The organism is Microbacterium sp. Be9 (assembly GCF_011754135.1).
Lineage (GTDB): Bacteria > Actinomycetota > Actinomycetes > Actinomycetales > Microbacteriaceae > Microbacterium > Microbacterium maritypicum_A.
Window position 1 is genome coordinate 653247 of record NZ_WNWT01000006.1, and the last position, 25936, is coordinate 679182.

At 70.1% G+C, this 25936-nt stretch carries 25 protein-coding genes; 19 read left to right on the forward strand and 6 right to left on the reverse strand.

Features of this window, described 5'->3' with window-relative positions:
* Window position 1: 1 nt before the first annotated feature.
* Window positions 2-538: a MarR family transcriptional regulator gene (locus GLO27_RS14000; RefSeq protein WP_021200339.1), complete on the reverse strand. Its 537-nt coding sequence runs from the start codon at window positions 536-538 to the stop codon at window positions 2-4.
* A 139-nt stretch (window positions 539-677) separates the two neighbouring features.
* Here GLO27_RS14000 and GLO27_RS14005 point away from each other — a divergent pair, with 139 nt between their 5' ends.
* From GLO27_RS14005 to GLO27_RS14020, 4 genes are read left to right on the forward strand one after another with little or no spacing between them, the layout of a single operon-like run.
* Window positions 678-1454, forward strand: a complete 777-nt coding sequence (locus tag GLO27_RS14005; RefSeq protein ID WP_029259516.1) for an electron transfer flavoprotein subunit beta/FixA family protein — start codon at window positions 678-680, stop codon at window positions 1452-1454.
* Window position 1455: 1 nt separating this feature from the next.
* Window positions 1456-2427 carry an electron transfer flavoprotein subunit alpha/FixB family protein gene (locus tag GLO27_RS14010; protein ID WP_029259517.1) on the forward strand — a complete coding sequence of 324 codons (972 nt, stop codon included), beginning with the start codon at window positions 1456-1458 and terminating at the stop codon, window positions 2425-2427.
* A 2-nt stretch (window positions 2428-2429) separates the two neighbouring features.
* Complete coding sequence (locus GLO27_RS14015; protein ID WP_167255400.1) at window positions 2430-4118, forward strand: cytochrome b/b6 domain-containing protein; 1689 nt, start codon at window positions 2430-2432, stop codon at window positions 4116-4118.
* A gap of 33 nt (window positions 4119-4151) precedes the next feature.
* Window positions 4152-5303, forward strand: coding sequence for an acetyl-CoA C-acetyltransferase (locus GLO27_RS14020; RefSeq protein ID WP_021200343.1), 1152 nt, complete (start codon window positions 4152-4154; stop codon window positions 5301-5303).
* Between the two features lie 82 nt (window positions 5304-5385).
* Here GLO27_RS14020 and GLO27_RS14025 read toward each other — a convergent pair whose 3' ends face one another.
* A complete protein-coding gene (locus GLO27_RS14025; RefSeq protein WP_029267742.1) occupies window positions 5386-5895 on the reverse strand; it encodes a GNAT family N-acetyltransferase in 510 nt (169 codons plus the stop codon).
* Between the two features lie 131 nt (window positions 5896-6026).
* Here GLO27_RS14025 and GLO27_RS14030 point away from each other — a divergent pair, with 131 nt between their 5' ends.
* From GLO27_RS14030 to rocD, 10 genes are all read left to right on the forward strand, one after another.
* Entirely contained in the window at window positions 6027-6587 is a 561-nt protein-coding gene (locus GLO27_RS14030; RefSeq protein ID WP_021200345.1) for an acyl-CoA thioesterase, read from the forward strand.
* Between the two features lie 133 nt (window positions 6588-6720).
* Complete coding sequence (locus tag GLO27_RS14035; RefSeq protein ID WP_136025510.1) at window positions 6721-7101, forward strand: hypothetical protein; 381 nt, start codon at window positions 6721-6723, stop codon at window positions 7099-7101.
* A 198-nt stretch (window positions 7102-7299) separates the two neighbouring features.
* Entirely contained in the window at window positions 7300-8853 is a 1554-nt protein-coding gene (locus GLO27_RS14040) for a Re/Si-specific NAD(P)(+) transhydrogenase subunit alpha (protein ID WP_136024011.1), read from the forward strand.
* Window positions 8850-10247 (forward strand): Re/Si-specific NAD(P)(+) transhydrogenase subunit beta, encoded by a 1398-nt coding sequence (gene pntB, locus GLO27_RS14045; RefSeq protein ID WP_167255402.1) that lies wholly within the window; start codon window positions 8850-8852, stop codon window positions 10245-10247. Before GLO27_RS14040 ends, pntB begins: the two co-directional genes overlap by 4 nt.
* Window positions 10248-10350: 103 nt before the next feature.
* On the forward strand, window positions 10351-14001 hold the full coding sequence (locus tag GLO27_RS14050; protein WP_167255404.1) for a proline dehydrogenase family protein: 3651 nt from the start codon (window positions 10351-10353) through the stop codon (window positions 13999-14001).
* A gap of 51 nt (window positions 14002-14052) precedes the next feature.
* Window positions 14053-14517 (forward strand): hypothetical protein, encoded by a 465-nt coding sequence (locus tag GLO27_RS14055; protein ID WP_318387093.1) that lies wholly within the window; start codon window positions 14053-14055, stop codon window positions 14515-14517.
* Window positions 14517-14747 carry a helix-turn-helix transcriptional regulator gene (locus GLO27_RS14060; protein ID WP_021200351.1) on the forward strand — a complete coding sequence of 77 codons (231 nt, stop codon included), beginning with the start codon at window positions 14517-14519 and terminating at the stop codon, window positions 14745-14747. The genes GLO27_RS14055 and GLO27_RS14060 overlap by 1 nt, the downstream gene beginning before the upstream one ends.
* Window positions 14744-15757 carry an NAD(P)-dependent alcohol dehydrogenase gene (locus GLO27_RS14065; protein WP_021200352.1) on the forward strand — a complete coding sequence of 338 codons (1014 nt, stop codon included), beginning with the start codon at window positions 14744-14746 and terminating at the stop codon, window positions 15755-15757. Before GLO27_RS14060 ends, GLO27_RS14065 begins: the two co-directional genes overlap by 4 nt.
* A 406-nt stretch (window positions 15758-16163) precedes the next feature.
* A complete protein-coding gene (gene ddaH / locus GLO27_RS14070) occupies window positions 16164-17042 on the forward strand; it encodes a dimethylargininase (protein ID WP_021200304.1) in 879 nt (292 codons plus the stop codon).
* Entirely contained in the window at window positions 17039-18280 is a 1242-nt protein-coding gene (rocD, locus tag GLO27_RS14075) for an ornithine--oxo-acid transaminase (protein WP_021200303.1), read from the forward strand. Before ddaH ends, rocD begins: the two co-directional genes overlap by 4 nt.
* A 114-nt stretch (window positions 18281-18394) precedes the next feature.
* Here the strand turns inward: rocD and GLO27_RS14080 are convergent, their stop codons facing one another.
* The 3 genes from GLO27_RS14080 to GLO27_RS14090 all read right to left on the reverse strand — a co-directional run bounded on the left by GLO27_RS14080 (window position 18395) and on the right by GLO27_RS14090 (window position 20526).
* On the reverse strand, window positions 18395-18682 hold the full coding sequence (locus GLO27_RS14080; protein ID WP_021200302.1) for a hypothetical protein: 288 nt from the start codon (window positions 18680-18682) through the stop codon (window positions 18395-18397).
* Between the two features lie 63 nt (window positions 18683-18745).
* Window positions 18746-20080, reverse strand: a complete 1335-nt coding sequence (locus tag GLO27_RS14085) for an MFS transporter (protein WP_029267728.1) — start codon at window positions 20078-20080, stop codon at window positions 18746-18748.
* A gap of 5 nt (window positions 20081-20085) precedes the next feature.
* On the reverse strand, window positions 20086-20526 hold the full coding sequence (locus GLO27_RS14090; RefSeq protein ID WP_167255406.1) for a MarR family transcriptional regulator: 441 nt from the start codon (window positions 20524-20526) through the stop codon (window positions 20086-20088).
* Between the two features lie 59 nt (window positions 20527-20585).
* Between GLO27_RS14090 and GLO27_RS14095 the strand changes: the two genes are divergently transcribed.
* From GLO27_RS14095 to GLO27_RS14115, 5 genes are all read left to right on the forward strand, one after another.
* Window positions 20586-21323: a copper homeostasis protein CutC gene (locus GLO27_RS14095; RefSeq protein ID WP_021200299.1), complete on the forward strand. Its 738-nt coding sequence runs from the start codon at window positions 20586-20588 to the stop codon at window positions 21321-21323.
* 55 nt (window positions 21324-21378) lie between these two features.
* On the forward strand, window positions 21379-22230 hold the full coding sequence (locus tag GLO27_RS14100; RefSeq protein ID WP_021200298.1) for an alpha/beta hydrolase: 852 nt from the start codon (window positions 21379-21381) through the stop codon (window positions 22228-22230).
* Window positions 22231-22442: 212 nt separating this feature from the next.
* Window positions 22443-23234, forward strand: a complete 792-nt coding sequence (locus GLO27_RS14105; protein ID WP_243844839.1) for a DUF1684 domain-containing protein — start codon at window positions 22443-22445, stop codon at window positions 23232-23234.
* Window positions 23235-23271: 37 nt separating this feature from the next.
* A complete protein-coding gene (locus tag GLO27_RS14110) occupies window positions 23272-24321 on the forward strand; it encodes a biotin/lipoate A/B protein ligase family protein (protein WP_029259853.1) in 1050 nt (349 codons plus the stop codon).
* Window positions 24300-25346: a site-specific DNA-methyltransferase gene (locus GLO27_RS14115; RefSeq protein WP_021200295.1), complete on the forward strand. Its 1047-nt coding sequence runs from the start codon at window positions 24300-24302 to the stop codon at window positions 25344-25346. The genes GLO27_RS14110 and GLO27_RS14115 overlap by 22 nt, the downstream gene beginning before the upstream one ends.
* Window positions 25347-25355: 9 nt before the next feature.
* On the opposite strand, the gene GLO27_RS14120 is transcribed toward GLO27_RS14115, so the two are convergent.
* Window positions 25356-25925 carry a TetR/AcrR family transcriptional regulator gene (locus GLO27_RS14120; protein ID WP_021200294.1) on the reverse strand — a complete coding sequence of 190 codons (570 nt, stop codon included), beginning with the start codon at window positions 25923-25925 and terminating at the stop codon, window positions 25356-25358.
* Window positions 25926-25936: the final 11 nt, after the last annotated feature.

The window sequence follows — 25936 nt, forward strand, 5'->3', positions numbered from 1 at the left end:
GTCAGAGGGCTTCGGGCTGCGGACGCGGATCGGCGAAGTCGCCGGCGTCCTTGCGCAGCCGGGCGACGATCGCGACGAGCTCGGCGGCGTCGTCGCGGCTCAGACCGGGCTCGGCGAACACGTCGGCGTTGAGAGCCTGCGTGGCGCGCTCGACCAGTTCCCGGCCGGACTCCGTCAGCACGAGCAGCGCAGCGCGTCCGTCATGGGGGTGCGGCTCACGCGCGACCAGACCGTCGCGCACCAGGCGCTCCGCCGTGCTCGTCACGGTGGTCGGGTGCACCTGGAGGCGGGCGACCACGCTCGACAGGGGCAGGCTGCCGGCGCGGCTGAAAGCCAGCAGACGCAGCACCTCGTAGCGGGCGAAGCTCAGAGCGAAGGGCTTCAGGGCCGCGTCGACACGGGCGAGCAGCAGCTGCTGGGCCCGCATGACCGAAGTGACCAGGGCCATGCCGTCCGCGGCATCCGTCCAGCCGTGCGCGAGCCACTGCCGCTTCGCCTCGGCGAGCGGATCGATGGGGAGCGGACGGGGTCGGGCCATTTCTCTACGGTAGTGGCGCGAGCGCGGGGGCGGCGACGGCGCGCGACGCATCCGCCGTGGACATCCATGAGTCTCAGTCGCAGGTGGGCTGGAACTCAGTATCGCGGTCTAGAATTGCAGCAGTCGTGAGGAGCAATCGATGAAGATCTTCGTCCTGGTCAAAGAAGTGCCGGACACCTATGGCGATCGCAAGCTGAATCTCGAGACCGGCCTCGCCGATCGTGCGGCGGGTGACGTGGTCCTCGACGAGATCACGGAGCGGGCGCTCGAAGTGGCGCTCAGCTACGCCGACAAGAACGACGGCACCGAGGTGGTGGCGGTCTCGATGGCTCCGGAGGGCTCGACCGCGTCCGTGCGCCGGGCGCTCGCGATCGGTGCGGGCTCGGCCGTGCACATCGCCGACGAGCAGCTCGCCGGCGCCGACCTCGGTCTCACCGCCGAGGTCCTCGCCGCCGCGATCCGCCGCGGCGCCCCCGACCTCGTGATCACGGGCAACCTGTCGACCGACGGTTCCGGCGGCGTCATTCCCGCGATGTTGGCCGAACACCTCGGATTCGCGCAGGCCACCGCGCTCACGTCGGTCGAGATCACCGCCGACGGCGTCTCGGGCGTCCGTGGCTCGGATGCCGGCAGCCAGCCGGTCTCGGCGCCGCTGCCCGCCGTGATCTCGATCACCGAGGCGCTTCCCGACGCGCGGTTCCCCAACTTCAAGGGCATCATGGCGGCCAAGAAGAAGCCGCTCGAGGTGCTCGCGCTCGCCGACCTCGACGTTTCGGCGGATCCGTCCGTCGCTCCGCGCACCATCATGACCACTGTGTCGGAGAAGCCCCCGCGGGCGGCCGGCGTGAAGATCACCGATGAGGGTGACGCGGCCGACAAGCTCGTCGACTACCTCGTGCAGAACAGGCTGGTGTGAGATGACATCCTCCGAGAACCCGATCCTCGTCCTCGTCGACGTCGACCCCTCCGGCTACGTCGCGAGCAGCACGGCGGCGCTCATCGGCGCGGCTTCGACGATCGGCACGCCGGTCGCGCTGATCGTGGGCGGCAGTCCGGCCGCGGTGGATCAGGCCGCCGCGGCGGGTGCATCGGTGGTGCTGACCGCCGACGGTGAGCCGACGGCATTGACCGTGCCGATCGTGGACGCCCTGCAGGCGGCCGCCGCCCAGGTGCGCCCCGACGCCGTGCTGATCTCGAACTCGATCTCCGGACGCGACGTGGCCGGACGATTCGCGGTGCGCACGAAGAGCGCACTGTCGGTCGACGCGGTCGGAGTGTCGCGCGATGACGAGGGTGTCGTCGCCCACCACTCGGTCTACGGCGGGGCCTACCTCGTCGATTCGGCACCCACGTTCGGCACTCCGGTGATCACGGTGCGCCAGGGCGCGGTGGACGCGCGCGCCGAGGCCGTGCCGTCGCACTCGGTCGAGGTGCTCGACGTCACCCCGTCCGGTGCGGTCGCGGCGACGGCCGGTCCGGTCGAGGCGGTCGAGGTCGCCTCGTCCCGTCCCGACCTGCGCGGAGCCACGCGTGTGGTCTCCGGCGGTCGAGGTCTCGCCTCGAAGGAGAAGTTCGTACTCGTCGAAGAGCTCGCCGATGCGCTCGGTGCCGCGGTGGGTGCCTCCAGGGCCGCCGTCGACGCGGGGTACATCCCGCAGTCGCATCAGGTCGGCCAGACCGGTGTCTCGGTGTCGCCGCAGCTGTATGTCGCCCTCGGCATATCCGGCGCCATCCAGCATCGTGCCGGCATGCAGACGTCGAAGAACATCGTCGCGATCAACAAGGACCCCGAGGCGCCGATCTTCGACGTGGCGGACTTCGGGATCGTCGGCGACGTGTTCGCGGTGGTGCCGCAGGTGATCGCCGCCCTCGAGGCGCGGAAGAAGTAGCCATGGCGACGCGGATGCTGCGACGCGGTCTGCCGCGTGTACCGGGCGGGGAGCCCTGGCCCCCCGCTGATGCGGCGGCTGTGGAGGAGCCGACGGTTGTCGTGGCAACCGAGGCTCCGACGTCGACAGAGGCTGAGCCTGCGGCGACGCCGGATGTCGCCGATTCCGCCGTTGAGCTGGAGTCGGCAGCCGTGGCCACCGCAGCACCGACCGGGAGCCCCGCTCCCGCGGCGACCGCCGGAGCTGCGCGAATCCGTCGCGGCCTGCCACGTGTGTCGGGCGGGGAGCCCTGGCCGCCATCGGCCGCCGCCGTTCCCGCCGCCGCCGCGGCGACCCCCGCTCCGCAGGCGACGCAGCCGGTATCGGGCGTCGCGGCAGCAGTTCCCGCATCTTCGGCGACCGGCAGTACGGCGGCGACGGCTCGTGCCTCGACCGCTGCCGCGACCGCACCCTCGCCCGCCGTCAGCGCACGCGAAGCGCCGATCGCTGCCGCAGGCGGTGTCCGTCGCGGCCTGCCCCGCGTGGTCGGCGGCGAGCCGTGGCCCCCCGCAGACACCGTCCCGCTCGCACCTGCTGTCGCGGCATCCGTCGAGCCCGTGGCTCCGGCGCCGGTCGCTCCTGAGAGCACCGGGCCGAGGAGCACCCCCGCCGTCGCGGCGCCCGTGACCGCGGTGGCCGTGGCCGAGACCGCACCCGCCATTGCCGACGTCGCGACCCCGCTGCCGTGGACGCGCACGGTCTGGAACGGGCGCGCGCCACGTCGCATCGCCGAGGCACCCGCCGCTGCGACCGGTCGACGCCGTCCGACGTGGCCCCAGGCCATCGCCGTGCTGTTCGGCGCCGCCGCGCTCGGAGTCCTCGCGGGCGCCGCCATCGCGTTCGTGCGCGCACTCCTGAGCCTCCCGTTCATGCAGGACTTCCTCGCAGCCTTCCCGGGCGAGTACGAGCCGGGGATCGCGGTCGAACCCGGATTCTCGCCCTGGGTCGGCTGGCAGCACTTCTTCAACATGTTCCTGATGGTGCTGATCATCCGTTCCGGGCTCCAGGTGCGTACCGAGAAGCGGCCGACCGTCTTCTGGACGCCCCGCGGCAACGCCAAGGGCAAGATCAGCCTGAACCTCTGGTTCCACCAGTCGCTCGACATCCTGTGGCTCGTGAACGGCGTGATCTTCGTGGTGCTGCTGTTCGTGACCGGTCACTGGGTGCGCATCGTGCCGACGAGCTGGGAGGTCTTCCCGAACGCGCTGTCGGCGGCCCTCCAGTACGTCTCGTTCGACTGGCCGCACGAGAACGGTTGGAACAACTACAACAGCCTGCAGCAGCTCGCCTACTTCGCGACCGTGTTCATCGCCGCACCGCTGGCGGCGATCACCGGATTCCGCATGTCGGGGCTCTGGCCGAAGAAGGCCGAGAAGCTGTCGAAGGCCTACCCGGTCGAGTGGGCGCGCGCGCTGCACTTCCCGATCATGCTCTACTTCGTGGCGTTCATCATCGCCCACGTCGCTCTCGTGATGCTCACCGGCTTCCTGCGCAACCTGAACCACATGTTCGCTTCGCAGGACGCGGTCACCTGGACCGGATTCTGGGTGTTCATCCTCTCGCTCGTGGTGATCGCGATCGGCTGGGTGGCCGCCCGGCCCCTCGTGCTCGCGCCCATCGCGAAGGCGTTCGGCAAGGTCTCGGGCCGCTGACGTCACCGCGTCTCCCGCGACGGAAGGAAGATCATGGTCGAGGCATACATCATCGACGCGGTCCGTTCCCCGGTGGGGCGGCGTGGGGGATCGCTCTCCGGCATCCATCCCGCTGATCTCGGGGCGCACAGTCTGCGGGCGCTGGTCGACCGCGTCGGTGTCGATCCCGCCGCGATCGACGACGTCGTGCTCGGCGCGATCGACGCGATCGGCGGGCAGTCGGGCAATGTCGCACGCACCGCCGCTCTGGTCGCCGGATTCCCCGAGCACGTGCCCGGCGTCACGATCGACCGTCAGTGCGGATCGAGCCAGCAGGCCGTGCACTTCGCGGCGCAGGCCGTGATGAGCGGTGTGAACGACCTCGTCATCGCGGGCGGTCTGCAGAACATGTCCCAGGTGCCTTTGACCGCGGCCGCGACCGTCGGGGAGCAGTACGGTTTCACGACCCCGTACGCGGAGTCTCCCGGCTGGCGCGAGCGCTACGGCGATCAGGAGATCTCGCAGTTCGCCGGTGCGGAGATGATCGCCGAGAAATGGGACATCTCCCGTGCGGAGATGGAGCAGTTCGCCCTGGAGAGCCACCGTCGTGCGGCCGTCGCTCAGGACGAGGGGCGTTTCGCGAACGAGATCGCGCCCCTGAACGGCCTCGCCAACGACGAGGGGGTGCGGCGGGACACGTCCCTGGAGCGGATGGCCGGACTCGCACCGCTGCGGGAGGGGGGACGGATCACCGCTGCCGTGTCGTCGCAGATCAGCGATGCCTCCAGCGCCGTGCTCGTCGCCAGCGAACGGGCGGTGCGCGAGCACGGGTTCACGCCCCGCGCGCGCATCCATCGGATGACCGTTCGCGGTGCCAGTCCGGTGCTCATGCTCACCGCGCCCATCCCGGCGACCCGGCATGCTCTGGAGCGCGCGGGACTCAGTGTCGCCGACATCGATCTGTTCGAGGTGAACGAGGCCTTCGCGCCCGTCGTGCTCGCCTGGATGCGCGAACTCGATGCCCCGCACGAGAAGGTCAACGTCAACGGCGGGGCCATCGCCCTCGGGCACCCCATCGGTGCGACCGGCACCAGACTGCTCACGACCATGCTGAACGAACTCGAGCGCACCGGCGGCAGGTACGGCCTGCAGGCGATGTGCGAGGGTGGCGGCATCGCGAACGTGACCATCATCGAGCGCCTCTGAGCCGGAGCGACCGGAACCGACAGCGAGAACGGGCCGCCTCCGAGGGGAGACGGCCCGTTCTGCGTGCGTGCGCGGCGGTGTGTCAGGGGCGGACGAAGCGCACTTCGGTCAGCGTCTCGCCGAGGAACGGCTCCGTGTGCGATGCTCCGTCGAGGTGGAATCCGTTGCGCGTGTAGAAGCGGTGCGCGCGGGGGTTGTCCTCGGCCACCCACAGGTACAGAGGCTCGTCCTTCTCGACGGCCGCGTCGAACAGCTTCTGACCGATGCCGGTCGAGTGCCACGCGTCGAGCAGGTAGATGAAGTACAGCTCGCGGAACGCGGGGGCATCCTTGTCGCGGGCAGGACCGGAGCCGACGAAGCCGACGATCTCGCCGTCGACGAGCGCGGCGTTCATCTTGAACTCGGGGCCCTGCGAGGCCCAGTGCGTCCACAGCTCGGCCATGCGGCGGGGCGAGACCTTCTCCAGCGCCGCCTTGCTGATCAGGTGGTCGTAGGTCTCGTGCCAGCACTGCGCATGCACGCGACCGAGGGCTTCCGCATCCACATCACGGACCGGACGGACGATGACTTCAGGCTGGGCTTCGGCGCTCATGTTCGTGACTCTACGCGCGGCGTCCACGAAGAGGAAATCGAGGGGATGTTCGATGACGCCCGATACGCGGGCATGGAGGGTTCGTACAATGATGTTCGCGAATCGTGCACGCCTGGCTACGATCATTCTTCGTGAACGTGATCTGGCGGACCCTCCTGGTGATCCTCGGCGCTCGCCGCCGCGTGCGGCGGGGGAGGACTCTCGATGCGTCGTCGGTCAGCAGCATCCACCTGACCACGCTGCCGACCGACATCGACATCCTGCGCCACATGAACAACGGGCGCTATCTGTCGCTCTTCGACCTCGGACGCTGGGATCTGCTGATACGCACCGGGCTGTTCGACGCGATGAAGGACCGCGGCTGGTACGCGGTCGTCTCCAGCGAGACGGTCACGTTCCGCAAGTCGCTCCAGCTCTGGCAGCGGTTCGAGGTGCAGTCGCGCTTCATCGGGCACGACGACAAGGCGGTGTTCCTCGAGCACAGGGCCGTCGTCGACGGAGAGATCTACGCGCGGGTGATCGTGCGCTCGCGCATGTTGCGCCGTACCGGCGGCACCGTCAGCAACGAAGAGCTGTTCGCCGCCGTCGGCAAGCCCGAGGGCGTGCCGGAGATCGATGCGTGGGTGCACGACTGGGCCGCGGCATCCGCCCTCCCTCCCGTGCGGGTGAAGGCCCCGAGCGTCTGGGGCTGAGCAGCGGTTCTCGACACCCCGGGCGGGCGGACCTTAGGGTGGGTGTCGCGCGAGACGAGCACGGTTGAGCGCGATGACGTCGGGAGGATCCATGCCGCAGGAGCGCCCGCGAGCAGATCGGGAATGGATGCCCGTGACGATCGTCCTCCCGATGCTGCTCTCGGCGACTCTCGTCGCGGCGTGGATCGCGGCCGGGTTCATCCTGGTCTGGCTCTTCCGCGCCTTCCCCACGCCGGCGAACGGGACATCGTCTATTCTCTGGGGCGTCGTGGTGCTGCTCGGCCTTCTGGTGAACATGACGATCCTCATCGGGCTCGCCCGACGCACCGCGTGGATGCGGTGGGTCGTCGTGGTGCAGGCGCTGGCGATGATGGCGCTGCTGATCGCGACGCCGTTCGGACTCTGGGCGGTGCTGGTCTGCGGCGGTCAATCGGTGCTGCTGTTCCTTCCGCCATCGCGGAGGTGGTTTCGCGGCCGACCGATTCCGCAGGCCGCGCTCGTCGAAACCTCCTGATCCGAACACGATCGCTTCGCCGCCGGGGGAGCGCCCCGAGATCTTCCTCCTCCGCTTTCCGTAAGAACCCCGCTTCTTTCCCTGTCACAGAGCCGAAGGAGGGGCGCTTCCGGAGCGCTCCTCAGTACTCTGAGCGGGAAGTCAGGGGCGCAGACGCCCCGGTGATCCCGTCGACGCAGACGGGCGGAGGAGGAAGTAGTGGCAGTCATCGGCATCGTGCGGGAGCCTGCGGGCGAAGCGCGGGTCTCGGCCACCCCGGCGACGATCGCGTCGCTCGGGAAGCTGGGCCACACGGTCAGAGTCGAGCGGGGAGCGGGCGCTGCGGCCTCGTACCCCGACGCCGAGTACGCGGCGGCGGGTGCGGCGCTGGTGGATCGCGCAGAGGCCTGGGGGAGCGAGATCGTCCTCGCGATCACAGCTCCCGGGGCGGAGGAGATCGCCCTCCTCTCCGATGACGCCACCCTCATCGCCCTGCTCTCACCGGCACTGCGCCCCGATCTCGTCCAGTCGCTCGCGCAGCGCGGCATCACGGCGCTCGCGCTCGATGCGGTGCCGCGCATCTCGCGGGCGCAGTCGATGGACGTGCTCAGCTCGATGGCGAACATCGCCGGGTACCGGGCCGTCGTCGAGGCCGCGCACGAGTTCGGCCGCTTCTTCACGGGGCAGGTGACCGCCGCGGGCAAGGTGCCGCCGGCGAAGGTGCTGGTCGCGGGAGCCGGAGTCGCGGGGCTTGCGGCCATCGGCGCGGCATCGAGTCTCGGTGCGATCGTCCGCGCCACGGATCCGCGCCCCGAGGTCGCCGACCAGGTCACCTCGATCGGTGGCAGCTACCTCCCGGTCGACGTCGAGGTCGCGGCCTCCACCGACGGCTATGCCAAGGCGACCAGCGCGGACTATGACCGCAGGGCCGCCGAGATCTACACCGAGCAGGCCGCCGACGTGGACATCATCATCACCACTGCGCTGATCCCCGGACGCGCGGCGCCGCGCCTGATCACGGCATCCGATGTCGCACAGATGAAGCCGGGCAGCGTGATCGTCGACATGGCCGCGGGCCAGGGCGGCAACGTCGAGGGCTCGGTCGCGGGCGAGCGCGTCGTCACGGACAACGGTGTGATCATCCTGGGCTACACCGACCTGGCCTCGCGTCTGGCCGCACAGGCCTCCCAGCTCTACGGCACGAACCTCGCCAACCTCGTGGCGCTGCTGACGCCTGCGAAGGACGGGCGGCTGGTGATCGACTTCGATGATGTCGTGCAGCGCTCGGTCACGGTCGTGCGCGACGGCGAGGTCACCTGGCCCCCGCCTGCCGTGCAGGTCGCCGCCGCTCCCGCCCCGAAGGCCGCGGCGGCGCCGGTCGAGGTCGCACCGCCGAAGAAGATGTCCGCCGCCCGCAAAGTCACGCTGATCGTGGTGGGCGTCGCCGCGCTGTTCGCCGTGAACGCGTTCGCCCCGGCCCCGCTGCCGCAGCACTTCACGGTGCTCGTGCTGTCGGTGGTGATCGGCTTCTACGTGATCGGCAAGGTGCATCACGCGCTGCACACCCCGCTCATGTCGGTGACCAACGCCATCTCGGGAGTGATCGTGGTCGGCGCGATGCTGCAGATCACGTCGCCGCTGCCGGTGGTGCAGGTGCTCGCCGCGATCGCGGTGCTGCTGGCCTCCATCAACATCTTCGGAGGGTTCGCGGTGACCCGACGAATGCTCGCGATGTTCACACTCGGGACATCGGCGAAGGGCGGCCGGAAATGACCGTCGACGCGCTCGCCGGGGCGGCCTACATCGTCGCCGCCCTGCTGTTCATCCTCAGCCTCGCCGGCCTCAGTCGCCATGAATCCGCCCGCTCCGGTGTGGTCTACGGCATCGCGGGCATGGCGATCGCGCTGGTCGCGACGGTCGCCCTCACCATGGCCGACGCATGGAGCACCGGTGCCTTCCTCGGGCTGGGCCTGCTCGTGGCCGCGGTGCTGATCGGGGCGGCCATCGGGCTCTGGCGAGCGCGGGTCGTGGAGATGACCGGCATGCCCGAGCTCATCGCGCTCCTGCACAGCTTCGTCGGCCTCGCCGCGGTGCTCGTCGGCTGGAACGGCTACCTCGCGCACCCGGAGATCGCCCCCGAACTCGTCGGCATCCACAACGCCGAGGTGTTCATCGGGATCTTCATCGGCGGCGTCACCTTCACCGGGTCGATCGTGGCGTACCTCAAGCTCTCGGCGAAGATGTCGTCGAAGCCGCTCATGCTCCCGGGCAAGAACGGGCTCAACATCGGGGCTCTCATCGCGTTCGTCGCCCTGACCGTGTGGTTCGTGAACGACCAGCAGCTGTGGCTCCTGATCGCGGTCACCGTGCTCGCCTTCGCCCTGGGCTGGCACCTGGTCGCCTCGATCGGCGGCGGAGACATGCCGGTCGTCGTCTCGATGCTCAACAGCTATTCGGGTTGGGCCGCCGCCGCGGCGGGGTTCCTCCTGAACAACGACCTGCTGATCGTCACGGGCGCGCTCGTCGGATCGTCGGGTGCGTACCTCTCGTACGTGATGTGCAAGGCCATGAACCGCTCGTTCCTCTCCGTCATCGCCGGGGGATTCGGGGTCGCGGCGCCGACCTCCGACGACACCGAATACGGCGAGCACCGCGAGATCACCGCCGAGGGCGCGGCGGAGATGCTCGTCGCCGCCGACAGCGTCGTCATCACCCCTGGCTACGGCATGGCCGTCGCACAGGCGCAGTACCCCGTCGCCGATCTGGTCCGGCGGCTCCGCGACCGGGGCGTCGATGTGCGGTTCGGCATCCATCCGGTCGCGGGACGGCTGCCCGGTCACATGAACGTGCTGCTGGCCGAAGCCAAGGTGCCGTACGACATCGTCCTGAGCATGGACGAGATCAACGACGACCTCGCCTCCACCTCGGTGGTGCTGGTCATCGGCGCGAACGACACCGTGAACCCGGCCGCCGCCGAGGACCCGGGGAGCCCGATCGCCGGGATGCCGGTGCTGAAGGTGTGGGAGGCCGAGAGCGTCATCGTGTTCAAGCGCTCGATGGCCGCCGGGTACGCAGGGGTGCAGAACCCGCTGTTCTTCCGCGACAACGCGTCGATGCTGTTCGGAGATGCGAAACAGCGGGTGGAGGACATCATCGCGGCGCTCTGAATCCGTTTCGAATCGCGCAGATGACTGCATCCGAGCGGGAAAAGCGACCATTTGCGCGATTCGAACGGCGGGAGGATCCTGCTCCAGACCTAGGCTGAAATCCATGGCAGACCTCCCGCCGGATGCCGTGGCATCCGCACCCCTCGCAGACCGTGCCGTCGAGCTGGCTCGGCGGTGGGCGATCGAGGCCGCGGCGATCGAACCCGACCCCGCGGCCGCACGGCTCGCGGGCGTGCTGCAGGACACGAACGGGCTGCCGTTCACGCTCGGCTTCGTCGACGGCGTCATGCGCCCGGAGAGCCTGACCGCGGCCGCCTCGCAGCTGCATCGGATCGCACCGATCGTGCCGGAGTTCCTGCCCTGGTACCTGCGCTCGGCCGTGCGTCTCGGTGGTGGTGTCGCGCAGGTCCTGCCGTCACCCGTCGTGCCGATCGCCCGTCGGGTGCTCCGTGACATGGTCGGGCATCTCGTGGTGGATGCGCGACCTGCGAAGCTCGGGGCGGCGATCGAGCGGATCCGGGAGAGCGGCTCCCGTCTCAACCTGAACCTGCTCGGCGAGGCCGTGCTCGGCGAGGCGGAGGCGCGGCGACGGCTCGACGGCATCCACGCGCTCATCCGGCGTCCCGATGTCGACTACGTCTCGGTGAAGGTCTCGGCGATCATCAGCCACCTCTCCATGTGGGCGTTCGACGAGGTCGTCGACGAGGTGGTCGAAAGACTGCTCCCGCTGTACCTGACGGCGGCGGCCGACGGCACCTTCCTGAACCTCGACATGGAGGAGTACCGCGACCTCGACCTCACGATCGCGGTCTTCACGCGCATCCTCGAGGACCCGCGCCTGGCCGGGCTCGAAGCGGGCATCGTGCTGCAGGCCTACCTGCCCGACGCCCTGCCCGCCCTGCAGGAGCTCACCGCCTGGTCGCGGGACCGTGTCGCGCACGGCGGCGCCCGCATCAAGGTGCGCCTCGTGAAGGGGGCGAACCTCGCGATGGAGAACGTCGAGGCCCGGATGCACGGCTGGACGCCCGCGACCTACGACACCAAGCTCGACACCGACGCGAACTACCTGCGCTGTCTGGATTGGGCTCTGCAGCCCGAGCACACCGCGGCCGTGAAGCTGGGCATCGCAGGGCACAACCTCTTCGGCATCGCGTATGCCTGGCTGCTCGCCGGAGAACGGGGGGTGCGCGAGGCCGTCGAGTTCGAGATGCTCCTGGGCATGGCCCAGGGGCAGGTGCAGGCCGTCTCGCGTGAGGTCGGCCCCGTGCTGCTGTACGTGCCGGTGGTCGAGCCCGCCGAGTTCGACGTGGCGATCAGCTACCTGGTGCGCCGGCTCGAGGAGAATGCTTCGCCGGAAAACTTCCTCTCCGCCGCGTTCCGGCTCGGCGAGGACGAGTCGCTGTTCGTGCGGGAGCAGGACCGCTTCCTCGATGCACTGGACAGGTCGGGCGACGCCACGCTGCGCATCGGACCGCGTCGCACGCAGGACCGCAGCGCGCCCGTGCACGAGTCCGTGCGGACGGCACCCGCAGCCCCGGTGCCCGAGACCGACCTCACCAAGGCGGTGCTCGGCATCTCGCGCGGATCCGACGACGGCGGGCGCGAGGCGTTCCTCGAGACCGCCGTGTACTCGGCGCGCGAGCTGGACCAGGATGCCGGTGGCGCTCCGGGCTTCTCGAACACGGTCGACACCGATCCTGCTCTCCCCGCGAACCGGGAGTGGGCACGCGAGGTGCGCGAGCGCATCGCCGCCTCCGATCTGGGAGACGCCACGATCGCGTCTGCACGGGTGTCCGATCCCGAGGATCTCGAGCGGATCGTGCAGGGCGTGCGCCGGGCCGCTCCATCCTGGGGTGGGCGGCCGGCTGCCGAGCGGGCCGAGGTGCTGCTGCGTGCGGCGGCCGCACTCGAGTCGCGGCGAGGGGACCTCATCGAGGTCGCGGCCTCCGAGACGGGCAAGGTCTTGGCGGAAGCCGACGTCGAGGTCAGCGAAGCCGTCGACTTCGCCCGCTACTACGCCGCCAAGGCGCGCGAGCTCGACGCGATCGCCGGCGCCGTGTTCGTTCCGGCATCCGTCACCGTCGTCACGCCGCCCTGGAACTTCCCCCTCGCGATCCCCGCGGGTGGGGTGCTCGCCGCGCTCGCCGCAGGTTCGGGTGTCGTCTTCAAGCCCGCTCCGCAGGCCCGCCGCTGCGCCGCCGTCATCGCCGAGACCCTGTGGCAGGCGGGGGTGCCGCGCGACCTGCTCGCGCTCGTCGACATAGAGGAGGGGGAGCTCGGCCGCGAGCTCATCACGCACGACGCCGTCGACCGGGTGATCCTCACCGGCGCGTGGGACACGGCGGCGCTGTTCCGCTCCTGGCGCTCCGATCTGCCGCTTCTCGCGGAGACCAGCGGCAAGAACGCGATCATCATCACCCCCTCGGCGGATCTCGATCTCGCGGTCGCCGACCTCGTCAAGAGCGCTTTCGGACACGCCGGGCAGAAGTGCTCGGCGGCCTCGCTCGCCATCCTCGTGGGACCGGTCGGACGCTCCGCCCGGTTCGCGCGCCAGCTGGCCGACGCTGTGCGGTCGCTGCACGTCGGGCAGCCCACCGATCCGCTGGCCGAGGTGGGCCCGGTGATCGACCAGCCGACCGGAAAGCTCGCGTGGGCGCTGAGCGAGCTGGAGGGCGACGAGCAATGGCTGATCGAACCGTCGCTCGCTGCGGGGGACGACGGCAGCCGACGCCTGTGGCGGCCCGGGGTGCGGGTCGGCGTCCAGCCGGGGTCGCGTTTCCACACCGAGGAGTTCTTCGGGCCGGTGCTCGGCGTGATGCATGCGCCGACGCTCGCGCGCGCCGTCGAGATGCAGAACGCCGTCGCCTACGGCCTCACCGCCGGGCTCCACACCCAGGACCCGGAGGAGCTCGCGTTCTGGCTCGGCCGTGTGCAGGCGGGCAACCTCTACGTGAACCGCGGCATCACCGGAGCCATCGTGCAGCGCCAGCCGTTCGGAGGGTGGAAGCGCTCCTCCGTCGGCCCCGGTGCCAAGGCGGGCGGCCCGAACTACCTCATCGGTCTGGGGTCCTGGCGTTCCCTGCCGGGAGGACCGGCCTCCAGCACGCTGCATCTGCGGGGACTCGACTCCCGCATCACCGCCCTCATCGAGGCGGCCCAGTCGTCGCTCGCCTACGAGTCGTTCGAGTGGTTGCGGCGCTCGGCCTTGTCGGATGCGCTGGCCTGGGACCGCGAGTTCGGGCAGGTCCGTGATGTCTCGCGTCTCGGCGTCGAGCGCAACCTGTTCCGCTATCGCCCGGTGCCGGTCGAGGTCCGCGCGACCGACGATGCGGCACTGCAGGATCTGCTGCGCGTCGTGATCGCAGGTGTGCGGTCAGGGGCGAAGTTCGTCATCTCGACCCCGGTCGGGGTGCCCGGCGAGGTGCGTCGCGCTCTCGGTGACCTGGATGCCCCGGTGTTCCTGGAGAGCGACGACGAGTGGCTGCAGCGGCTGCTGCGACAGGACGATGCACCCGAGGGCGTCGCGCTGCCGGTGAGCGATCGGGTGCGGCTGGTCGGCGGGCGGGACGGTGTCGCCGCCCTTCGCGCGAAGCTCGCCACGGCTTCCGCCGGCGACCCCGACCTGGCGGTGTACGACGGCGAGGTGACGGCCGCCGCCCGCATCGAGCTGCTGCCGTTCGTGCACGAGCAGTCGATCTCGATCACCGCCCACCGCTACGGCAACCTCGACCCGTGGAGCAGCGACGTGATCTGAGCCTGGTGTAAAGAATTCTTGACACACCTCCCTGACGGACGTACGCTGAGCGTGTCAATAATCTTTTACATCGGAGTCGTCATGGTCTACGAAGAGCGCAATGCCTGGGCGGGACTCATCGTCAGCCCGATCGTGATGGTCGTCTACGTCGTGCTGGTGCTCCAGCAGGCCGGGGGAGGGCCGCTCACCGCTGTCGACTGGTTCCCGCTCATGCTGTGGGTGATCGGCGGCGGCATCGTCGCGACGATCATCCTCAGCGTCGGGTGGGGCATCATCGCGGGGCTGAGAGACCCCGACGGTGTCGGCCGTTCCGACATCCGCGACCGCGACATCAGCCGCATGGGCGGCCGAGTGGAGCAGGCTTTCGTCGTGATCGCCGGTCTCGGGGTCATCGCGCTGTGCGCCGTCGGCGCCGATGTCTTCTGGATCGCGAACACCATGTTCGCGGGCTTCGCGGTGTCGGCGTTCATCGGCGGCATCGCCCGGGTGGTCGCCTACCGGCGGGGCCTCGTCTGATGGTCAAGCCCACCCGCGTCTCGAACACCATCCGCGCGCATCGCGAACAGGCCGGACTCACCCAGGCCGAGCTCGCGCGCACGGTCGGCGTGACGCGCCAGACCCTCATCGCGATCGAGCAGCAGAAGTATTCGCCGACACTCGAACTCGCCTTCCAGATCGCCCGCGCGTTCGGCGTGGGGCTCGACGACATCTTCGAATACCCCGACACGTCAGGAGCATCATCATGAGCCGTTCGATGAAGGCGTGGCGTCGGGAGACGTACGGTCCGGCCGACGGCGTCGCCCTCGAGCGCATCCCGGTTCCGACGCCCGGCCGCGGCGAGGTGCTGCTGCGGGTGCGCGCCACGGCGTTGAACGCGGGCGATGTGCGCCTCCTGCTCGGCGATCCGCTGCTCGTGCGTCCGGTGTTCGGCTTGACCCGCCCGAAGCACCCGGTGCGCGGGATGGAGGTCGCGGGCGCCGTGGTCGCCGTCGGACCCGACGTCGTGGGCGCGGAGATCGGCGAAGACGTGGTGGGTGAGCTCGTCGGCGGCGGAGGTCTCGGCGAGTACGTGAGCGTTCCCGCCGCGCGGCTCGTTCCCGTCCCGACCGATATCGTCCCGGAGACCGCCGCGTGCCTCCCGGTGGCCGGGGGAACCGCCTGGCAGGCGCTCGACCTCGCGGGCGTCGGCCTCACGCAGCGTGCTCGCGCCGATGGCGCGCCGAGAGTGCTGATCATCGGTGCCTCCGGAGGGGTGGGCACGTTCGCGGTGCAGCTCGCAGCTCTCCGCGGCGCCGAGGTCTGGGCGTCCTGCCGTGACCGCAACGCACCGCTGATCGAGCAGCTGGGTGCTGTGCGCACCTTCGACCACCGGACGTCGCCCCTGAGCGCGCTGCCGGACGGCCGATTCGATGCGATCGTCGACATCGCCGGAGGGATGCCGTTGCGGGAGCTGAAGCGCCTCGTGGTGCCCGGCGGCACGGTCGTGCTCGTCACGGGCGACGGGGGACACGTGCTCGGCCCGATCCCGCGGATGCTCCGCGCGGTGTTCCTGTCGATCGGCTCGCGGAGCATCCGACCACTCGCCGCGACGCCGCGTCCCGAGGTGCTGGCGAAGCTCCTCGAACTCGTCGCCGATGGCCGCGTGGTTCCCGTGATCGAGCGGGAGTACCCCTTCGCCGAGGCATCCGCCGCTCTCGCCCGTCTGGAAGCGGGCCACACCGTCGGCAAGCTGGTGGTCACCGGCTCCGCCCTCTGACCCTCCGGTCGCACCCGCTGCGTTGTTCCGGTCTCACCCTCTGCATTGTTCCGGTCGCACCCTCTGCATTGTTCCGGTCGCACTTCCTGCCGCCTTCAGACGCTTTCGGCGGCAGAAAGTGCGACCGGAGCGATCGGGGGCCGGGGGCCGGGGGTCGGGGGACGGGGTCGGGGGATGGGACGGAGATGGGACGGGGATGGGGGACGGAGATGGGACGGGGAGGGGCGGGGCGGGGGTGGAGGGGAACGGTCGGCGCTCTGGCGGCGTACAGGGGGCGGGTGACAGAATGGACCTCGGCGTGCCCGAGTCGCATCTTCCCCGACGCCCGCTCGATCGAGCGAAGGGTCGAAGGACCGCCGGGCCCCTGGACAGCGTCCGCCGCGCCCGTCCCACGAGGAGAGCACCCATGTCGACGCCTGAAGCCGCCGTCTCCACCGCCCCCGCCCGCACCGCGCACCACCGCCGCTATCTCATGTGCAAGCCGGAGCACTTCACGGTCAACTACTCCATCAACCCGTGGATGGAGCCGACCAAGCCCACCGACACCGCCAACGCGGTCGCGCAGTGGCAGAAGCTCCACGACCTGTACATCGAGCTGGGCCACGAGGTCGAGCTCATCGAGCCGCTTCCCGGCTACCCCGACATGGTCTACACGGCCAACGGCGGATTCCTCATCGACGGTCGCGCCTACGTGCCCGAGTTCCGTTTCGTCGAGCGTCAGGGCGAGTCGCCGGCTTTCGCCGACTGGTTCCGTGCTGCGGGCTACGACACGGTGATGCCGAAGGAGGTCAACGAGGGCGAGGGCGACTTCCTGCTCGTCGGCGACGTGATCCTGGCAGGAACCGGCTTCCGCTCCACGGGCGACAGCCACCGCGAGGTCGGCGAGGTCTTCGGGCGCGAGGTCGTGTCGCTCAACCTGGTCGACCCGCGTTTCTACCACCTCGACACCGCGATCGCCGTGCTCGATCCGGTGCAGGGTGTCGAGAACGGCGGCCCGGAGCGCGCGAACATCGCCTACCTCCCCGGTGCCTTCGACGACGCCAGCCGCGCGATCCTCGAGGAGCGCTTCCCCGACGCGATCCTGGTCTCGGACGAGGACGGTTCGGTGTTCGGCCTGAACTCGGCGAGCGACGGCTACAACGTGGTCATCTCGCCGCGGGCGAAGGGCTTCGAGAAGCAGCTGCGCGAGCGCGGCTACAACCCGATCATGGTGGACCTGTCCGAGCTGCTGCTCGGCGGCGGCGGCATCAAGTGCTGCACGCTCGAGCTGCGGGGTGCGAAGTGACCGCGGTCGACGAGACCACGGGAACAGCGACCCCGGGTACAGCGGCCACGGCGGGAGAGGCGGGCACCGAGCCGCACGTCGCCCACAACTACCACCCGCTGCCGGTGAACATCGCCCGCGCGGAGGGTGCGTGGGTGACCGACGTCGAGGGCAAGCGTTACCTCGACCTGCTCGCGGCGTACTCGGCCGTGAACTTCGGCCACCGGCATCCGGCCCTCGTCGCCGCGCTCACCGAGCAGCTCGGCCGGGTCACGCTCGTCAGCCGTGCGTTCCAGAGCGACCGGCTGGAGCCGTTCGCCGCGGCGCTCGCGGAGCTGGCGGGCAAGGATCTCGTGCTGCCGATGAACACCGGCGCCGAGGCCGTCGAGACCGGCATCAAGGTCGCCCGCGCCTGGGGCTATCGCGTCAAGGGCATCCCCGAGGGCAAGGCGCGCATCATCGTCGCGGCCGGCAACTTCCACGGCCGCACGACGACGATCGTCAGCTTCAGCGACGACGACACGGCGCGTGACGACTTCGGCCCCTACACGCCGGGCTTCGATGTGGTGCCGTACGGAGATGCGGATGCCATCGCCGCGGCCATCACCGACGACACGGCGGCCGTGCTGGTCGAGCCGATCCAGGGTGAGGCCGGTGTCGTGATCCCGCCGGAGGGCTACCTCCGCCGCATCCGCGAGATCTGCGACGAGAAGAACGTGCTGTTCATCGCCGACGAGATCCAGGCGGGGCTCGGCCGCGTGGGCGAGACCTTCGCGTGCGATCGTGAAGGCGTCGTGCCCGACCTGTACCTCCTGGGCAAGGCGCTCGGCGGCGGCATCCTCCCGGTATCCGCCGTGGTCGGCGACGCCGACGTGCTGGGCGTCATCCGACCGGGCGAGCACGGGTCGACGTTCGGCGGCAACCCGCTGGCCGCGGCCGTGGGCCTGCGCGTGGTCGAGATGCTGCAGACCGGTGAGTTCCAGGAGCGGGCGCGCGCACTCGGCGCCCACCTGGAGCAGGCGCTGCAGCCGCTGATCGGGCACGGCGTCACGGCCGTGCGCATCGCCGGGCTCTGGGCCGGCGTCGACATCGATCCCGCGAAGGGCACCGGGCGTCAGATCGCCGAGAAGCTGCTCGAACGGGGCGTGCTCGTCAAGGACACGCACGGACAGACGGTGCGCATCGCTCCGCCGCTCGTGATCCGCGCGACCGAGCTCGACTGGGCGGTGGAGCAGCTCAAGCTCGTGCTGGGCGCCTAGGCCCGATGCGCAGAACCCTACCCGCGCGGCTCGACGCGACACGAGCAACGCCACCGCAGGGGAGGGCCGTCTCTGGGGATGGACGGCTGGCGGTGGCGTTGCCCTCGTGCACGCTCAGGCGGGCGGGGAATCCGGATCGAGCGTCTTGAGGGTGTCCTCTTCGGCGGCGTTGTCCGCGTCGAGCTGATCCTCGGTGTGCTCGTCGCCACCGAGCGCTGCGCGATGGCCCTGGCCGGCGTCGCCCTGGATGGCGCCGCCTGTGGATTCGCCGCGCGAGCTGTCGCCCTGGATGGCGCCGCCGGTGCCGTCGCCCTGGCCCGAGTCTTCGTCCGGTGCTCCGACGCCGGGCGCGCCCTCTGCCGGATCCTGCGGATGGGGGGTGCGTTCCGTGTTCTCGTCCATGCACAGACGGTACGACCGGTCGCCCCGGGTCGTGCAGGGCGTTGACAAATCCCGCGACGAGGGTCAGTCTCCGAGGTTGCGCTTCTCGGCGGTGCGGATCGGCGTGGTCACGGCGGCCTCGTCGCTGAACTCGATCGGGTCGACCTCGATCACGCGAAGCGGGCGGGTCTCGTCGAGCGTGAGCAGGAACCGGCGGTTCTCGTCCCGGCGGAGTCGGCCGGAGGTCGCGACCCAGATCACCCCGATCGCGCAGGCCACGAACCCGGCCGTGCCACCGAGCATGATCGCGGCCCGCGGGCCGAACGTGTCGGCGACCCATCCCGCGATGGGGGCCCCGATGGGGGTCGAACCCATGATGACGGCCATATACAGGGCGAGCACGCGTCCACGCAGAGCGGGGTCGGTCGTGATCTGCACGTAGCCGTTGGCGGTGGTGAGCAGCGTCACGATCATGAAGCCGGTGAAGGTCAGAGTGACGGCGTAGGAGGCATACGTGGGCATGGCCGACGACACGAACGCGGCGATGCCGAAACCTCCGGCAGCGAGGATCACCACGCGCACTCTGGCGCGATCGCGCCGGGCGGCGAGGAGCGCCCCGATGAGGGATCCGATCGCGAGCACCGAGCTGAGCACGCCGTAGCCGTCGGCGCCCGCGCCGAACTCGAGCGCCATGGTCGAGGCGAAGATCGGGAAGTTCATGCCGAAGGCGCCGATCAGGAAGACCGTCACGAACACCACGCGCAGGTCGCTGCGCCCCCATACGTACCGGAACCCGTCGGCCAGCCCCCCGCGATTGCGGTTCTTCAGACGTGGGGCGAGCAGGCTGCGGCGCATGAGCAGCAGGGCGAGCAGCATCGCCAGGAACGTCGCCGCGTTCACGATGAACACCCAGCCCGAGCCGATCGCCACGATCAGCAGGCCGCCGACGGCGGGTCCGACCATACGGGCGAGGTTGAACGACGCGGAGTTGAGGGCCACCGCGTTGGAGGTGTCGCCGGTGGAGACCATGTCGGAGACGAACGCCTGTCGAGCCGGAGCGTCGAACGCGTTCACGATGCCGAATCCGAGGGCGAAGCCGAACATCATCGGCAGGGTCATGAGGCCGCCCAGCAGCAGCGCGCCGACCGCGATAGCGAGGGCGAGCAGCGCCGACTGGGTGGCGAACAGGATGTGCCGCCGGTCGAAGCGGTCGGCCACCCACCCGGTCAGGCTCACGAGCACGAGCGGGGGCCCGAACTGCAGGGCCATCGTGACGCCCATCGCGGTGGCGTCGTTGTCGGTGAGCTCGGTGAGCACCACCCAGTCCTGCGCCGTGGCCTGCATCCACCCGCCGACGTTGGAGATCAGGGCGCCCGCGAACCAGATCCGGTAGTTGATGTTCGCGAAGGAGCGGAACATGGCGCTCATCGCTCCACCACCCGCCTCATCAGGGCGCTGGCTTCACGCAGCGTGGTCAGCTCGGCCTCGGAGTAGTCGACCTCGCGCAGCATGTCGGCGAGCAGCTCGTCGCGACGGCGGATGGTCTCGACGACGATCTCGCTGCCGGCCTCGGTGATGTCGACCTGCACGCGGCGGCGATCGTCCTCATCGGGGGTGCGCACGACGAGGCCCTGCTCTTCGAGGCCGTTGATCGTGCTGGTCATCGACGGTGCGGTGACGCGCTCGCGCTGGGCGAGGGTCGAGATCGTACGGCGTCCGTTCATGCGCAGGTCGGCGAGCACCGCCAGCTGCGCGTCGCTCATCGAGTCGGCGGCGCGGGCGCAGCGAAGGCGGCGGGCCAGCCGGAACGTGGCCATGCGAAGGTCTGTGGCGGTGAGGTCGAGGGATTCATCAGACGCAGACATTACTTAGATAGCCTATCTAATTTTCCGGATGCCGGCAGGGGAGCGGGCACAATGGAGGGGTGACCCGATCGCTCGCCTTGGAAATCGCCGTGCAGGACCCCGCCGGAGTGCGGATCGCCAAGGAGGTCGGCGCTGCACGCGTCGAACTCGCCACCGCCCTCGCCCTCGGCGGACTGACCCCGTCGCCGGCGACGCTCGAACTCGCCGTCGAGGCGGCAGGAGCCGACGGCCCCGAGGTGCACGTGCTGATCCGCCCACGCGCGGGTGGATTCCACTACGACGACGACGAGCTGGCGGTCGCCGAGCTCGACGTGCGCCGTGCGATCGCCTCCGGTGCCTCCGGTGTGGTCATCGGTGCCCTGGATGCCGACGGGCGTCTCGACCTGTTCGCGATGGCGCGTCTGCGTGATGCGGCCGGGGGAGCGCCCGCCACGCTGCACCGTGCGATCGATGTGACGGCCGACCCTGTCGCGACACTGCAGAGCGCCCGCGAGCTGGGCCTGCGTCGTGTGCTCACGTCCGGGGGAGCGTCCGCGGCGATCGACGGCATCGACACGCTGCGTGCCCTCGTCGCCGCAGCCGAGGGCGAGATCGAGATCATGGCGGGCAGCGGCGTCGACGTGGCCAGCGCCCCGGTTCTGGCGGCGGCGGGGGTCGATGCGATCCACTTCTCCGCCAAGCGCGCCGTGACCCAGGACGGCGGCGTGCGCATGGGCTCCGCCTCCGACGGGGTCGGCGGATACGAGGTCACCGATCGCGACATCGCCTTCGCGATCCGGGATGCCCTCGCGCGGTAGCCGCCCGCCTCGCCCGGTAGCCGCCCTCTCGCGTGATGGGTAGGCTCGCACCGTGATGGATACCCGTGAGTTCACCGATGCCTATGGCGTCGACATCGTCTACGACGTCCATCCCGCCGAGGGGACTCCCCGCGGCGTGGTGCAGCTGCTGCACGGCGTCGGCGAGCATGCGGGGAGGTACGGCGCGCTGATCGCGGCGCTCACCGCTGCCGGTTTCCACGTCTACGCCGATGACCATCGTGGACACGGTCGCACCGGCATCCGTCAGCACGGCGGCCCGGAGAAGCTCGGCCGTCTGGGCAAGGGCGGGCTGCGCGCGGCCGAGGAGGCCGTCTGGCAGCTGACGGGCATCATCCGCGACGAGAACCCCGATCTGCCCCTCGTGCTGCTCGGTCATTCCTGGGGTTCGTTCCTGGCGCAGATGCTCGTCAACGACCACCCGGAAGCCTGGGACGCCGTCATCCTCTCCGGCTCGGCACTGCGGATGCCGGGGTCGCTCAACGCCGCGCCCCTGAACGCGCGCTGGGCAGGCGAGGGCGCAACCGGTCTCGAATGGCTCAGCCGCGACCCCGCCGTCTGGGCCGCGTTCGATGAGGATCCGCTGACCACCGACGTGCCGCTGCTCAAGCTCTTCGGCCCGATCGAGGCCGCGAAGCTCTACGGTCGTCCGGCCAAGGACCTGGGACACGACATCCCGATGCTGCTGCTCGTGGGTCGCGACGACCCGGTGGGTGGACCCCGCAGCGTGCACAAGCTCGCCGACGAGTACCGCAGCCGTTCCGGTCTCACCGACGTCACGACGCTCGTCTACCCGGATGCGCGGCACGAGATCTTCGCCGAGCTGCAGCAGGAAGAGGTGCGCGCCGACGTGCTCGCCTGGCTCGACACGCACATCCCCGCGCGCTGAGACTCGCGTCGCCATCGGCGACACCCACGGCCCGCGCCCACACCCACCGTGGCGCGCGTACGTGAACATGGGTGTCGGTGGAGAGCGTGGGTCTCGGTGTGAGATCTTTCCGACGATGCCGGTATGACGCGGCGTTACGCGCGGTGAAGGCGTGTGACACGACCGCCTCGCCGGCCGCGGAGCCCCCGTAGATTCGGGGCAATATTCCGCGCATGAGCGAGGAGAGCCCCCGCTGTGTGGTTCCCTCGCCGGGAGGGAGCGCTCCGTTGAGCTTCGTGAAGGACTGGCAGGACTGGCACGCGTCACGCGAACGCTATGCGGGCTCGGAGTACGGTCCGTCGGCGCTCGAGTCGACGAACTGGCTCATCACCGAAGCGGCGGCCGTCGACGGCATCCCCGGGCTCTGGGCGCTCACCGGCGACGGGGGTATCCGTGGCAGCGAGCTCGGCCAGGCGGGATCCACCGTCGTGCTGCGCGGAAGCGAGAGCATCCGTCTCGGCCGGCGTGAGCTGCGGGTGTTCGAGCGCCACGGCACGCTCGCCCTGCGTGTGCTGAATCCGGCGCGCCCGCAGCGCGAGTGGTTTACGGCGATCGACGCCTACGCCCCCGATGAGCGCTGGCGGCTGCCGGCCGTGTTCGAGGAGACCCCGGACGAGCGGATCGTGATCACCTCGGTCGACGGCGATGCGCGCGAGACTCCCGTCGCCGGGCGGCTGCGGTTCGAGCTGGCGGGGGCGCCGCAGACGCTCACCGTGACCAGGAGCGCTCAGGGCGCGTTGAGCGCGGTGTTCGCCGACGGGACGAACGGGCTCGAGACCTACCGCTTCCGCTTCCTCCCTGTCGACGAACCCGCCGCCGACGGCACGGCCGTGATCGACTTCAACCGCGCCTACCTGCCACCGTGTGCGTTCTCGGATCAGTTCGTGTGCCCGCTGCCGCCCGCCGGCAACAGGTATTCGACGCCGATCAGGGCGGGAGAGCGCGTGGTGGTGCTCGGAGGCTGACCGCCGGAACGAGGGCTGCGCGCCTTAAGCTGGAACCGTGCACGGTGAATACAAGGTCCCAGGGGGAAAGCTCGTCGTCGTCGACCTCGAGATCGAAGACGACCGGATCTCGCGCTTCCGCCTCGCCGGAGACTTCTTCCTCGAACCCGACTCGGCGCTCGACGACATCAACGCCGCGGTCGATGGGCTGCCCGTGGAGTCCGATGCGACCGCGATCGCGACCGCGGTGCGCGCAGCCCTCCCCGACGGGGCTCAGCTGCTCGGCTTCACACCCGAGGCCGTGGGCACCGCGGTGCGCCGCGCACTCGTGACCGCCCCGGGGTGGCGTGACTTCGACTGGGAGATCGTGCACGAGAAGGCGGTCTCGCCGCGCATGAACCTGGCCCTCGACGAGGTGCTCACCTCCCGCGTGGGCGAAGGGCGCCGCCGACCCACCCTGCGCATCTGGGAGTGGGACGAGTCGGCCGTGGTGATCGGCTCGTTCCAGTCGTACCGCAACGAGGTCGACCCCGAGGGTGCCGCGAAGCACGGATTCGACGTGGTCCGCCGCATCTCCGGCGGGGGTGCGATGCTCATGGCCGCCGGGCAGATCATCACGTACTCGCTCTATGTGCCGGCATCCCTGGTCGCGGGTATGACCTTCGCCGACTCCTACGCCTTCCTCGACGACTGGGTGCTGCAGGCGCTGCGCTCGCTCGGCATCGACGCGGTCTACCAGCCGCTCAACGACATCGCGAGCCCGACCGGCAAGATCGGCGGTGCCGCCCAGAAGCGCCTCGCCAACGGCGGCGTCCTGCACCACGCCACCCTCTCGTACGACATCGACGGGCAGATGATGACCGAGGTGCTGCGCATCGGCCGCGAGAAGCTCAGCGACAAGGGCACTGCATCCGCCGCCAAGCGCGTCGATCCGCTGCGCAGCCAGACCGGACTAGAGCGCGCCGAGATCATCGAGCGCTTCAAGGACACCTTCCGCTCGCTGACCCATGCCGAGACCGGTTCGATCTCTGCGGACGAGTACGCCGACGCCGAGGCGCTCGTCGAGTCGAAGTTCGCCACCGAGGCGTGGCTGCATCGGGTGCCGTGACGGCGCCGGACCCGGTTGTTCCCGCCGCGGCGGACCCGCAGGGCGCGGCGCCTGACGTCATGCCGGTGATCGCGCCGGTCGTGCCGGGGGCGGTGACGATCGTCGAGGGCGACAACCTCGCCGTCGCGGCGACCCTGCCCTCCGGGTCCTTCAGCCTGGTGTACCTCGATCCGCCGTTCAACACCGGCCGCACGCAGGAGCGGCAGGTGGTCACTGCGCGGCGGACGTTCATGACTCAGGAGGAGAGCGCGGATTCAGGCACGGCAGCCGTCCGAACCGGGAACGCGGAGCCGGTCGTCCTGAGTTCTGCCCCGGGTGCCGGCGAGTCCGAGCCGGGGACCGAGGTGCGGCACGGCTTCCACGGCCATGCGTACGAGCGCGTACGCGGGATGCTGCGTGCCTATGACGACCGCTTCGACGACTACGGCGCCTTCCTGATGCCGCGGCTCGAGGAGGCCTGGCGGCTGCTCGCCGACGACGGCACTCTGTACCTGCACCTCGACTATCGCGAGGCGCACTACGCGAAGGTCATGCTCGACGCGGTCTTCGGACGGGACTGCTTCCTCAACGAGCTGATCTGGGCGTACGACTACGGTGCCAAGTCGCGCAGCCGCTGGCCGACCAAGCACGACACGATCCTGGTCTACGTGAAGAACCCACGGGAGTATGTCTTCAACTCCGACGAGGTCGACCGCGAGCCCTACATGGCGCCCGGGCTGGTCACGGCCGAGAAGGCCGCGCGCGGCAAACTCCCCACCGACGTCTGGTGGCACACCATCGTGCCGACGACCGGACGGGAGAAGACCGGCTACCCCACGCAGAAGCCTGAGGGGATCCTGCGGCGTATCATCACGGCGTCGAGTCGCCCCGGCGACCGGGTGCTCGATCTGTTCGCGGGGAGTGGCACGACGGGAGCTGTCGCCTCGGCGCTCGGCCGCGACGCCGTGCTCGTCGACGACAACCCCGAGGCGGTCCGAATCATGAGGGCCAGAATGCCGCACGCCGTCGCGACGACGCTCGACTGAGGCGGGTCGTCAGGCCGGACGCAGCAGCACCAGGAACTGCTCGATCTCGGCGGCCATGTCGAGGGACGGATCGAGCATCCACGCGGCCTGGAGCCCGTCGGCCAGGGCGTGCAGAGTGCGCACCACCCAGGCGGGGTCGAGGTCGTCGCGCATCCGTCCGGCTTTCTGGTCTTCGGCGACCTGCGCGCGGGTGAAGGCCTCGACCCGCTCGGTGCGCTCGCGGAAATAGGCGTGGGCGGGGTGGGAGGGGTCTCCGGCCTCGGCGGCCAGCTGTGCGTACAGCTGCACGAGACCGGGTACCGAGGTGTTGTGGCGCATGACCGCGAGGAACGCGGAGGAGGCGTCTTCGCCCGCGTATTCCTGCTCGTCGCGGTCGTCTCTGGCGCGGAGGATCGCGACGAAGAGCTCTTCCTTGCTGCCGAAGTAGTGCAGGAGTCCCGCGGGGCTGAGTCCGGCGGCATCCGCGATCTCGCGTACGGAAGCCTTGCGGTATCCGTGCTCCGCGACGACGGCGAGGGCGGCCTCGAGGATCTCCTCGCGTTTGGCGACACCCTTCGCATACGCCCCTCGTGTCGCCATGGCTCCAGGGT